The sequence below is a fragment of the Lutibacter sp. genome, from assembly GCF_041562875.1.
Taxonomy (GTDB): Bacteria; Bacteroidota; Bacteroidia; order Flavobacteriales; family Flavobacteriaceae; genus Lutibacter.
On sequence record NZ_JBFFOE010000073.1, the window covers coordinates 1 to 12,788 of the forward strand.

Below are 12,788 nucleotides of genomic sequence, written 5' to 3' on the forward strand. Positions count from 1 at the left end.
TAGTAATTCCTATACTTATAAAATCTATATTTTGGTAAAAATTTAACGTAGAGTTAATTAGAATCTTTTTACATTCGTGTTTATCTTAAATTTATGAATAAAAAACAACTAAAATACGACCAAGCCTATATGAGAATGGCATTTGAATGGGCAAAATTGTCACATTGTGAAAGAAAAAAAGTTGGGGCGTTAATAGTAAAGGAAAGAATGATAATTTCTGATGGTTTTAATGGTACTCCTACGGGTTTTGAAAACTGTTGTGAAGAAGAAGAAATAACAAAGTGGTATGTGTTACACGCAGAAGCCAATGCTATTTTAAAAGTAGCAAGTTCAACACAATCTTGTAATAATTCAACGTTATATATAACCTTGTCTCCTTGTAAAGAATGCTGTAAATTAATTCACCAATCAGGAATTAGAAGAGTAGTATATAAAGACGCTTATAAAGACACTTCAGGATTAGATTTTTTGGAAAAGGCAGGAGTAGAGTTAACACATCTTAAAAGTTAAGAATGACAAAAAGAAAAGCTAGTATACCAATTTTTATAGGATTATCCATTGTGATAGGAATTTTTATTGGGAGTACCTTTAATTATAAAAATAAATCAATTTTATTTAGCTCTAATACAAACGAAGCCAAAATAAAAAAATTAATTAACTACATACAATACGATTATGTAGATAAAGTAAATACAGATAGTTTGTTAGATGATGCTATTACTAATATGTTGGTAAAATTAGATCCACATTCTGTATACATTCCAAAAGAAGAATTACAACATGTTACCGAAAGTATGCAAGGTAAATTTGTGGGTATTGGTGTTTCATTTTTAATGCATGAAGATTCTGTTGTTGTAACAGGTGTTATAAAAGGGGGACCAAGTGAAAAAGCAGGAATACTAGAGGGAGATAGAATTATTATTGCAGGGAACGATACATTATTTGGAAAAAGTATTATTGCTAAAGCAAACCTTGACAATAAAGAAATAGGTACAGTTTTAGGAAATAGAAAAATTAGTGATGAGGTAATGAAATCACTTAAAGGAGAACCAGAAACAACTGTAAATATTGCTGTTTATAGACGTTCAGTTAATGAAATTTTACAAATACCAATTGCTAGAGGGGAAGTTTCAATAAAAAGTGTTTCTTCTTATTATATGATTAACCAAACACTAGGTTATATTAATATTGACAGATTTGCAAGAACAACTTATGATGAATTTAAAGTTGGATTGGATGAATTAATTTCAAAAGGAATGACTTCTTTAGTATTAGATTTAAGAGGGAATCCAGGAGGTTTTATGGATATTGCTAATAGTATTATAGATGAATTTTTAGAAGAAGGAAAATTGATTGTTTTCACTAAAAATAAAACAGGTAACGTTGACAAATCTTTTGCTACAAGTTATGGCGATTTTGAAAACGGAAAAGTGTACGTATTAATCGATCAAAATTCAGCTTCAGCAAGTGAAATTGTTGCTGGTGCGCTTCAAGATAATGATAAAGGTATTATTGTTGGGCGTCGTTCTTTTGGTAAAGGTCTCGTTCAACAAGAAATGGATTTAGGTGATGGTTCAGCTGTTAGGCTAACAACATCTCGTTATTACACTCCAACGGGTAGGTCAATTCAAAAACCATACAGTAAAAATGATACTCAGAAATATAATAACGATTATATAGAAAGGATTCATAATGGAGAACTGATATATAAAGACAGTATAAAAGTAGATGATCATTTAAAATATACAACTCCAAAAGGGAAAGTGGTTTATGGTGGAGGAGGAATAGTTCCCGATGTTTTTGTGCCTATTGATACTGTAAACACCTATAGTGTAAGGTTGTATAATAGATTAAATGATTTTGTTTTTAAATATGTAGATAATCATAGAGTAGAAATGAGTAAATGGAAATTAAATGATTTTGTTGAAAAATTTGATAATGACAATAAAATTTTTAATGAATATGTAAATCAATTGGATTTAAATTCTCCAATTTTTGAAGAGGAAAGCAAAAATCTAAAAATATATTTGAATGCTCTTTTTGCTAGAAATTTATTTCAAGAAACCGGTTATTTTATGATTACTCAGAAAAGAGATCCAATGATTTTAAAAGTGATAGAATTGGATAAAAGTACAAATTAGAAGTAATTTGTATCTTTTAAAACTTAATTTACACAAATTTTGACAACTAATAAAAAAATATATTTTGCTTCCGACCAACATTTTGGAGCGCCTACTCCTGAAAAAAGTAAAATCCGTGAGCAAAAGTTTGTAAACTGGTTAGATTCAATTAAAAATGATGCTGAGGTTATTTTTCTTTTAGGAGATTTATTTGATTTTTGGTTTGAATATAAAAAAGTAGTTCCTAAAGGGTTTGTGCGTGTTTTAGGAAAACTAGCAGAACTTAGAGATAGCGGAATACAAATTCATTTTTTTGTTGGAAACCACGATCTTTGGATGCAAGATTATTTTGAAACAGAATTAAATATTCCAACCTACCATAGTCCAAAAGAATTTACATTTAATAATAAAACGTTTCTTATTGGTCATGGAGATGGCTTAGGACCTGAAGATAAAGGGTATAAACGCATGAAAAAAGTGTTTACCAATCCTATTTCTAAATGGTTTTATAGATGGTTACATCCTGATATTGGGATGCGATTAGCTCAATATTTATCAGTTAAAAATAAGTTGATTTCAGGAGAAGAGGATGTGAAATATTTAGGAGAGGAAAATGAATGGTTGGTTCAATATTGCAAAAAGAAATTAACTGAAAAACACTATGATTTTTTTCTTTTTGGGCACAGGCATTTACCACTTGAAATAGCAATTTCAGAAAATTCAAAATACATTAATACTGGAGATTGGATTTCCTATTTTACATACGGTGAATTTGATGGAGTGCAAATGATGTTAAAATCATATTAAAGCTTAAGTTTATCTCTTTTTTTTAACCAATTTTTAACAAGAATTAAAAAAAATATTCTGCTATTTGCAGTGTGTAATAAAGTGTATTAAATTCACGCGATTAAAAACAATAAAAATGATTGAAGAAAATAATGTTTCGGTAGATATTAGAGCTATCAATGAAAAAATTGAAAGAGAAAGTGCTTTTGTAGATTTACTAATGTTAGAGATGAACAAAGTAATTGTTGGTCAAAAGCATATGATTGAACGTTTACTAATTGGTTTATTAGGGAATGGTCATATTTTATTAGAGGGTGTTCCTGGTTTGGCAAAAACATTAGCAATTAATACATTGGCAAAAGCTATTGACGCCAAGTTTAGCAGAATTCAGTTTACACCAGATTTATTACCTGCAGATGTTATTGGTACAATGATTTATAGTGTAAAAGATAATGATTTTACCATAAAAAAAGGACCTATTTTCGCAAATTTTGTATTGGCAGATGAGATAAATCGTGCACCAGCCAAAGTTCAGTCAGCTTTATTAGAAGCTATGCAAGAGCGCCAAATTACTATTGGAGATACTACGTTTAAATTGGATGAACCATTTTTAGTAATGGCAACTCAAAACCCTGTTGAACAAGAAGGAACATATCCATTACCTGAAGCGCAAGTTGACCGTTTTATGCTTAAAACAGTGATTGACTATCCAAAAATGAATGAAGAGCAACTAATTATGCGTCAAAATTTAACTGGAAGTTATGACAACGTAAATGCGGTAGCTTCAGTTGAACAAATTAACAGAGCAAGACAAGCTGTGAGAGAAGTTTATATGGATGAAAAAATTGAAAAATATATCCTTGATCTTATTTTCGCAACACGTTACCCTGAAAAATATAACTTACCAGATTTAAAAGGATTAATAAGTTTTGGAGCTTCACCTCGTGGAAGTATCAACTTAGCTATGGCAGCCAAATGTTATGCGTTTATTAGACGTAGAGGTTATGTAATTCCTGAAGATGTTCGTGCAGTTGTACACGATGTTTTACGCCACAGAATTGGAATTACGTATGAAGCAGAAGCTGAAAATATAACTTCTGAAGATATTATCAATAAAATTGTAAACGAAGTAGAAGTCCCTTAGCAGTTCACAGTTATTAGTCACATTTGGCAGTTTTTTAAACTGAACAACTGAATACTGCAACTGAATACTGTAAACTTTAAAACATGGATACTAAAGAAATACTAAAAAAAGTTCGAAAAATAGAAATCAAGACGCGTCGTTTGTCTGATCATATATTTTCTGGTGAATATCACAGTTCATTTAAAGGACGTGGTATGACTTTTTCTGAAGTGCGACAATACCAATATGGTGATGATGTGAGAGCAATTGATTGGAATGTAACCGCACGTTATAACGAACCTTATGTTAAAGTGTTTGAAGAAGAACGTGAACTAACAATGATGTTGCTAGTTGATGTAAGTGGCTCCGAATTTTTTGGGACAACACAACAATTTAAGAGAGACACCATCACTGAAATTGCGGCAACTTTAGCATTTTCTGCAACTCAGAATAATGACAAAGTAGGTTTGCTTTTATTTTCAGATGAAATGGAATTATTTATTCCACCAAAAAAAGGAAAAAGTCACGTTTTAAGAATTATTAGAGAATTAATTGAGTTTCGTCCAAAAAACACTAAAACTAATATTGCAGAAGCTTTAAAGTTTTTATCTAGTGTTATGAAAAAGAAAGCAATTGTTTTTATGTTGTCTGATTTTATGGATGACAATTATGAGCAAACATTAAAAATTGCAGGGAAAAAACATGATGTTACTGGAATTAGAGTGTTTGATAAACATGATGTTTCAATTCCAAATTTAGGAATGGTTAATATGCTTGATGCCGAAACTGGGAAAACAATCTTAGTAAATACGGCTTCAAAAAATGTTAGAAATGGGTATCAAGCGCATTATTTAAAAACGGTTGATTATTTTGAAAAATCATTTAGTCATAGTGGTTCGGGGATTATTAGTTCTCGAATTGATGAAAACTACGTGAAAAAATTATTAGGTTATTTTAAACATAAAGGAGCAAGATAGATGATGATTTTGAATAGGGTGAAAAATCTACAAATGAAAAAAAAGTTAGCATATATAATTTTATTATTTGGCTTTATTGGCCTGGCTCAAGAAAACCCTGTTTCAATAGAAACAGATACCACATCTATAAAAATTGGAGCGCAAATTCAATTTAAAATAACAGTAAATGAAATAAATAATATTGTTTTTCCGAAGTTACAATTAGATAGTTTAGGGAAAGTAGAAGTAATAGAATCTTTACCTGTAGACACTTTAAAAAACAGATTAGAAAAAAAATATTTATTAACTAGTTTTGATAGCGGGCAATACGTAATTCCAAAACAATTAGTACTTATAAATAATAAGCAATTTTATACAGATTCTCTTTTGATAAATGTTGCAACTGTAAAAGTTGATACGTTAAAGCAAAAAATGTTTCCTATTAAGTCAATTAAAAAAGAACCAAAAACCTTTGACGATTATAAATATTTATTGTGGTGGCTAATTCCAATTTTAATCTTATTGGCGGTAGTTTTGTATTTTATTTTTAGAAAAAAAGAGAAAAAAGAAATTCCAAAAGTATATGTAGCACCAATTAAAGAAGCACTACAACGCTTAAAAGAATTAGACGAAAAACAATTGCTTCAACAAAATAAAATTAAAATTTATTATTCAGAATTAACTGATATTGTAAGAACTTATATAGAAAAAGATATTAACATTCCAGCATTAGAATCAACCACAAATGAGTTAATTGAAATTATTAACGATTTTAATGAATCTAGTAAATTAGGAATATCAAAAGATACTATTCAACAATTAAAAGAAGTATTACAAAGTGCTGATTTGGTAAAATTTGCCAAATCTAAACCAATTATTGAGGAAATTAAAAGAGACAGAACAGCTGTTGAGGATGTTCTTAAAAACACACAACATGCGGTTCATATAAATGATGAAAAGGCTAAAAATGAGGATTTAAATGAAGAAGTTTTTATTCAAAATAAACCGAAGAAAAAGAAAAATAACTTAGTAAAATATATTTTAATTTTTATTGCGGTATTTTTTATAGCTATTGGTGTTGCAGGATATTTTGGATACACTTATATTAAAGAAAAATTTATAGGAAATACAACTTCAGAAATGATAGATAAACAATGGTATACTTCAACCTATGGTTATCCTTCAGTTGGTATTGAAACGCCTGAAATATTACAAGCACAATCAATAGAAATTCCTGAAAATTTAAAATCAATTATTGAAGATGCAACCACCTATAATTACGGAAGTTTAATTAGCAATTTCTATATAGAAGTAACAACAACTAGTTTTGTAAATGAATTAGTAGATTTTGATTATGAAGCTGGTATTCAGGCAGCTTTGCAGCAAATGTCTCAAAAAACAGGAATTAATTTTACAGATTTACAGGAAGAAATTAGAATAAATAATGGTATAGAAGGTAGAGTAATTACTGCTAGTTATGAATTTAATAATCCAGTTACCAAGCAGCTAACTAACAATAAATTAGCCATGTTGTTTTTTGCAGACACAAAAAATATTCGTCAAGTAATTATCACACAATTAGATTCTGATGAAAATGCCAAGCAAGTGAGTGAACGAATCTTAAAATCAGTGTCTTTAAACCCATAAACTATGTTTCAGAATTTCGAATTTTTAAATCCACAGTTTTTATGGTTGTTAATATTAATACCAATATTAGCAGTTTGGTATTTTTTAATACGCAAAAATGACAGTGCATCATTAACCATTGCAAGTACAAAAGGGTTTAAAATAAAACCTTCAATTTTATCAAAATTGAAACCAGTATTGTATGTTTTAAGATTGTTAGCATTAACCTTATTAATTATTGCTTTAGCACGCCCAAGAAATGTTGAGGTAAGCCAAAAAACCAAAACCAATAAAGGAATTGATATTGTAATGGCAATTGATGTTTCGGCAAGTATGTTGGCAAGAGATCTAAAACCAAACCGTTTAGAAGCACTAAAAGTGGTAGCAACTGAATTTGTAAATCAACGTCCAAATGATAGAATTGGAATTGTGGTTTATGCAGGTGAAAGTTTTACACGAACACCAATTACAAGTGATAAACGAATTATAAGAAATACCATTTCAGATATTAAATGGGGAGATTTAGATGGTGGTACAGCCATTGGAATGGGCTTAGGTTCAGCAGTAAACCGTTTAAAAGAAAGTAAAGCTAAAAGCAAGGTTATTATTTTATTAACTGACGGAGTAAATAACACTGGTTTTGTTGATCCAAAAACAGCAACTGAATTGGCTGTTGGTTTAGGAATTAAAGTTTATACAATTGGTTTAGGAACAAACGGAACAGCATCATTTCCTTATGCAAAAGACCCAAGAACAGGAGAATTACTTTTTAGAAGTTCACCTGTTGAAATTGATGAAGTTTTACTTCGGTATATTGCAAAAGAAACGGATGGGAAATATTTTAGGGCAACAGATAACTCTAAATTGAAGGCGATTTATAATGAAATTAATAAATTAGAAAAAACGGAGGTAGAAGAGTTTAAATATTATAATTATCAAGAAAAATATAGATTTTTAGTGCTTTTAGCAGGTTTTTTAATTTTGATTGAAATAGGATTAAAATATACAATTTTCAGAAGTTTTATTTAAAAATAAAATGTCATTTCTGTATTAGCAGCAATGATAAAAAAAGGAAAAATTAGAAGAATAGTTAAAACTAAAAACAATTCAACATTTAAACAATAATTAAAGAATGTATCAAATAGAAGAACCAACATATTTTATATACCTAGCAATTATTCCAGTAATATTTGTGTTGTTTTTATTGGTGCTTTGGTGGAAAAAAAGAACTCAAAAGCAATTTGCAGATGATAATTTAATTCAAAAATTAAGTCCAGAAAAATCCATCTTTAAATCATTCTTAAAAATTACAATGCTATGCTTAGGATTGGCATTTTTAATCATTTCATTAACAAATCCTAAAATGGGAACAAAGTTAGAAACAATAAAACGCCAAGGTGTTGATATTGTTTTTGCGCTAGATGTTTCAAAAAGTATGTTAGCTGAAGATATTGCTCCAAGTCGTTTGGATAAAGCGAAACAAATAATTACAAAAATTATTGATAATTTAGGAAGCGATAGAGTAGGGATTATTATTTATGCAGGAAATTCATATCCTTTATTGCCAATTACAACAGATCACGCAGCGGCAAAAATGTTTTTGCAAAATGCAAATCCAGATATGGTTTCAAGTCAAGGAACAGCCATTAATGAAGCCATTGAAAGAGCAATTACCTATTATGATAATGATGAACAAACCAATAGATTTTTGTTTATAGTTTCTGATGGTGAAGACCACGAAGAAAACACCATTACTTTAGCGAAAGAAGCCCAAAAAGAAAAAATTAAAATTTATACAGTGGGTGTTGGAACTAATGAAGGAGGTCCAATTCCAATACGAGAAATTGGAGATGGAATTAGCTATAAAAAAGACAATGAAGGAGAAGTGGTTATCACTAAAATGAATGAAGCTATTTTAAAAGAAATTGCATACGAAGGGAAAGGAAAATACATTAACGGAAATAAAACACAGGAAACTATTGATATTATTGATGATATATTATTAAAAGCAGAAAAAAATGAATTTGAATCTAAACAATTTTCAGATTACAAAGATCAATTCCAATGGTTTATAGGTTTTGGCTTGCTGTTTTTAATAATAGATGTATTATTGCTTGAAAAGAAAACAAAATGGATTCAAAAATTGAATTTATTCAATCAATCTGGAATGCCAAAAAGAAAGTAACAAATGAAAAAACAGGTAATCATATTATTTTTATGTTTTTCAACATTGGTTTTTTCTCAGCAAAAGAATCAAAAAGAATTGGAACGTGAAGCCAGAGAAGATGTTAGAGAAGGAAACAAACTTTACAATCAGTTAAAATTTAAAGAAGCTGAAATTGCTTATAAAAAAGGCTTGTCTAAAAATCCAAATTATCCTACAGCTTCCTATAATTTAGGAAATTCTATTTATCAACAGGACAGAAATAAAGAAGCTGTAAGTCAGTTTGAATTGGTTGAAAAAACCTTTAAAGAGAAACAAAGTAAAGCCGAAGCTTATCATAATATGGGAAATTCTTTTATGAAAGATAAGCAATATGAAAAAGCAGTGGAAGCTTTTAAAAATTCTATGCGGAATAATTCAAAAGACGAAGAAACACGCTATAATTTAGCAATGGCTCAAGAATTATTAAAAAAACAGCAACAAGATAATAAAGACAACAAAGACGATAAAAAGGATAATAAAGACGGTAAAGACAAAGATCAAAAAGACAAAGACGGAGGCGATAAGGAAAAGAAAGAAGATCAGAATAAAGACAAAGGGAAAGATAAGGAAGATGAAAAAGGTGATCAAAAGAAAGATCAGGATAAAAAGGACGAAGAAAATAAAAAAGATCAACAACCAAAACCTAATCAATTGTCTCCTGAGCAAATAAAACAATTGCTAGAAGCCATGAATAATGAAGAAAATAAAACTCAGAAAAAACTAAATGCCGAAAAAGCAAAAGGCAAAAAAATTAAACAAGAAAAAGACTGGTAGAAAATGAAAATGATCAAGTTTTACATACTAACAATATTAATGTTTGCAACACACGTTATTTTTGCTCAAGTTGAGTTTAAAACAGCTGTAAGTAAAAATAAATTAGGAGTAAATCAACGTTTTAGAATTGAATTTACCGTTAATAAACAAGGAGCCGATAATTTTAAACCACCTTCATTTGTTAATTTTAAAGTTGTTGGTGGCCCAAGTTCTTCTGTAAATCAATCTTGGATTAATGGGAAAGCAAGTTATTCTCAAGCCTATATTTATATTGTTGAACCAAAAGAAATTGGTGAATTTACTATTGAACCTGCAACTATTGAATATAAAGATGAACTAATAAAATCAAATGCTGTTAAAATTACAGTTACTGAAGAAGTAGAAATACCTAAAGACCCAAATAATCCAGATTATGTAGCGCAGCAAAGTATTCATTTAGTAGCTGAAGTTTCCAAATTAAATCCATATGTTGGAGAAGGAATTTATGTAGTATACAAATTATTTGTAAGTGAAAATATTAACCTTTATGGCTCTCAAATAAATGAAACACCACAATACAAAGGCTTTTGGAATCAAGATATTGAAGTAAAACAAGTTAATTTTAAAAGTGGACAGTTCAACGGTGAAAATTATAAATATGTAATACTTAAAAAAGCTATTTTAATTCCACAAAGTTCAGGTAAATTAGTAATTGAACCTATTGAAATGAGTTTTTCAGTTGGAATTCCAACAGGAAGAGGTGACTTTTTTGGAAATATGATTACTAGGAATATTAATTATTCAACCAAATCAGCGGCAAAAAATGTGAATGTAAAAGCGTTGCCTGAAGAAGGCAAACCTATAGATTTTTCAGGCGCTGTTGGTGAATTTGATTTTAAAGTTTTAGCTGATAAAAATATATTGAAAGCCAATGAGGCAGCTCAAATTAATGTTGAAATTTCAGGAAGTGGTAATTTAAAATTATTTGAAATTCCTAAAATAACAACTCCAGCTGAGTTAGAAGTGTACACTCCAGAGCATAAAGAACAAGTTGAAACCTCACTGTCAGGATTGCGAGGAAGTATTTCAGATGCATATACCGTAGTGCCACAATTTAAAGGGAAATATAAAATCCCAGAAGTCTCATTTACCTATTTTAATATTAAAGAAGAAAAATACAAAACCATAACTTCTGAAGCAATTATAGTGAATGTAACTGAAGGGAAAGAATTACCTTCAGCTAATAATAGTAATAATACAGAGAAGCAATATGTTGTTTCTAACGGTAATAATTTTAGATTTATATCCTTAAATACAACTTTTAAACCTGCTGTAGAGGAAGAATTCTTTAAATCTACATTATTTTATTTATTGTTATTATTACCATTTTTAGCAATTCCAATAGGAATTATTATAGGAAATAAAAAGGCTAAAAGAGCAGGAGATGTTTTTGGAAACAAAATTAGAAAAGCAGATAAGTTGGCTCGAAAATATTTGTCTGAGGCTAAAAAACAATTAGGAAATCATGAAGCATTTTATATTGCTTTAGAAAAGGCATTGCATAATTTTTTAAAGGCAAAACTTCATATTGAAACATCAGATATTTCGAAGGAGAAAATTTCAGAAATATTAAAAAATAAAGGTGTTGAAACCTCAACAATTGAAGAATTTATTGCAGTATTAAACGATTGTGATTTTGCACGTTATACACCAACAACAAGCGTAATGATGAAGCAAGAGTTTGAAAAGGCGAAGAATGTAATAACTAAAATTGATAAGTATTTGTAAAATGAAAAAAATATTTTTTAGCATAGCACTACTTTTTAGCTCGATTGTATTTTCTCAAACTTCAGATGAATTATTTTCGAAGGGAAATAATCTATACCAAAACGGAAAATATTCTGAAGCCATAGAATTGTATTCGTCTATTGAAAAACAAGGGCTCATATCAGATGATTTGTTTTTTAATTTAGGAAATTGTTATTACAAATTAAATAAAGTAGCGCCTTCCATTTATTATTATGAAAAAGCGTTAAAAATAAATCCAACACATCAGGATGCTTCTTTTAATTTGGCATATGCAAAGCGAATGACGATTGATGTAATTGAAGATTTACCTCAAACTTTTTTACAACGTTTTTCTTCAACAGTAATTCAAAAATTACCATTTGAAACTTGGGCTATTATTGCAGTTTTGGCATCGTTTTTAGCTTCAATATTGTTTTTATTATATCATTTTTCATACGCATCTAGAAAGAAGTTATTTTACTTTAATACTTCCATATTTGCAGTATTTGTGCTTTTGATAAGTACTTTTTTCGCATTTCATAATTATGACACAGTTAAAAAAAACAGAACAGCTATTGTTTTTGTAGATAAAGTTGAAATAAAAAATGCTCCTTCTACAAGTAGTGAAGTGGTTTTTGAACTTCATGAAGGAACTAAAGTGTTAATTTTAGACGAACTAGATAGCTGGAAAAAAATTAAAATAGCTGACGGTAAAATAGGTTGGATTTACGCTGATGATATAAAAGAAATTTAGGTTTTAAGTGAAAAGCGTTTATTATTCATATTAAAAATATTAATTAGTAATCATTTTTTCAGATTCTTCTTCTACTACTTTTAAAAAGTCAGGAAAAAGCATGGGTGCTAAATTTTTAACGGGCTCATATAAAATTGAAGTTTCTTTTTGTTCAGATGAAATAAAAGGAATGGTATTATTAAGTTTTGTAAAAACCAGCAAAATAACACTTAATATAAGCCCAATTTTAAGCACGCCAAAAATACCTCCGAATAATTTATTCATAAATCCTAAAGAAGCAAAATCGGCAATTTTTGTAAATAATTTTCCTAACAATCCAATAACTAAAACTATAATAGCAAAAGTAATGGCAAAAGAAATGATAGTTATGTAGCGTTCCTCCCAAGAAACATATTCAGCTAATAAATTACTCACAAAATACGAGAAATGGATAGCGCCGTAAACACCTGCAATTAAAGCAACCAGTGAAGCTACTTCAACAAATAAACCTTTTAACAAACCTCTAACAAACCCGAAGATTAAAAATGCCGCAATTATAATATCAAAAGTATTCATATAAGAGTTTTTGTAAATATACATGAATCGATTTGTATATTTGCAGACTAACTAGAAATTTCAAATGTCAAGAGATCAAAAATTAAAGGAAGATTACGAGCAATTACTGGAGATCTTAGCA

The 12,788-nt window shown here is 29.1% G+C and carries 12 protein-coding genes; 11 read left to right on the plus strand and 1 reads right to left on the minus strand.

Going from position 1 to position 12,788, the window contains the following annotated elements; translation table 11 throughout:
- Window positions 1-93 precede the first annotated feature (93 nt).
- From ABY863_RS10015 to ABY863_RS10065, 11 genes are all read left to right on the plus strand, one after another.
- Window positions 94-510 carry a cytidine/deoxycytidylate deaminase family protein gene (locus ABY863_RS10015; RefSeq protein ID WP_372794393.1) on the plus strand — a complete coding sequence of 139 codons (417 nt, stop codon included), beginning with the start codon at window positions 94-96 and terminating at the stop codon, window positions 508-510.
- Between the two features lie 2 nt (window positions 511-512).
- A complete protein-coding gene (locus ABY863_RS10020; protein ID WP_372794396.1) occupies window positions 513-2,141 on the plus strand; it encodes a S41 family peptidase in 1,629 nt (542 codons plus the stop codon).
- Between the two features lie 39 nt (window positions 2,142-2,180).
- Window positions 2,181-2,927 carry a UDP-2,3-diacylglucosamine diphosphatase gene (locus ABY863_RS10025; protein ID WP_372794398.1) on the plus strand — a complete coding sequence of 249 codons (747 nt, stop codon included), beginning with the start codon at window positions 2,181-2,183 and terminating at the stop codon, window positions 2,925-2,927.
- Window positions 2,928-3,042: 115 nt separating this feature from the next.
- Entirely contained in the window at window positions 3,043-4,050 is a 1,008-nt protein-coding gene (locus ABY863_RS10030) for an AAA family ATPase (protein WP_372794400.1), read from the plus strand.
- An 83-nt stretch (window positions 4,051-4,133) separates the two neighbouring features.
- On the plus strand, window positions 4,134-5,006 hold the full coding sequence (locus tag ABY863_RS10035; RefSeq protein WP_372794402.1) for a DUF58 domain-containing protein: 873 nt from the start codon (window positions 4,134-4,136) through the stop codon (window positions 5,004-5,006).
- Window positions 5,007-5,039: 33 nt separating this feature from the next.
- The gene (locus ABY863_RS10040) at window positions 5,040-6,632 is read left to right on the plus strand and encodes a hypothetical protein (RefSeq protein WP_372794403.1); all 1,593 of its coding nucleotides are present in this window, start codon (window positions 5,040-5,042) and stop codon (window positions 6,630-6,632) included.
- A gap of 3 nt (window positions 6,633-6,635) precedes the next feature.
- Window positions 6,636-7,640, plus strand: coding sequence for a VWA domain-containing protein (locus ABY863_RS10045; protein ID WP_372794405.1), 1,005 nt, complete (start codon window positions 6,636-6,638; stop codon window positions 7,638-7,640).
- 103 nt (window positions 7,641-7,743) lie between these two features.
- Window positions 7,744-8,796: a VWA domain-containing protein gene (locus tag ABY863_RS10050; RefSeq protein WP_372794407.1), complete on the plus strand. Its 1,053-nt coding sequence runs from the start codon at window positions 7,744-7,746 to the stop codon at window positions 8,794-8,796.
- A gap of 3 nt (window positions 8,797-8,799) precedes the next feature.
- The gene (locus ABY863_RS10055; RefSeq protein ID WP_372794409.1) at window positions 8,800-9,591 is read left to right on the plus strand and encodes a tetratricopeptide repeat protein; all 792 of its coding nucleotides are present in this window, start codon (window positions 8,800-8,802) and stop codon (window positions 9,589-9,591) included.
- 39 nt (window positions 9,592-9,630) lie between these two features.
- Window positions 9,631-11,358, plus strand: coding sequence for a BatD family protein (locus ABY863_RS10060; RefSeq protein WP_372794411.1), 1,728 nt, complete (start codon window positions 9,631-9,633; stop codon window positions 11,356-11,358).
- Window position 11,359: 1 nt separating this feature from the next.
- Window positions 11,360-12,112: a tetratricopeptide repeat protein gene (locus ABY863_RS10065; RefSeq protein WP_372794413.1), complete on the plus strand. Its 753-nt coding sequence runs from the start codon at window positions 11,360-11,362 to the stop codon at window positions 12,110-12,112.
- A 39-nt stretch (window positions 12,113-12,151) separates the two neighbouring features.
- Here ABY863_RS10065 and ABY863_RS10070 read toward each other — a convergent pair whose 3' ends face one another.
- On the minus strand, window positions 12,152-12,667 hold the full coding sequence (locus ABY863_RS10070) for a CvpA family protein (protein ID WP_372794415.1): 516 nt from the start codon (window positions 12,665-12,667) through the stop codon (window positions 12,152-12,154).
- Between the last annotated feature and the right edge of the window lie 121 nt (window positions 12,668-12,788).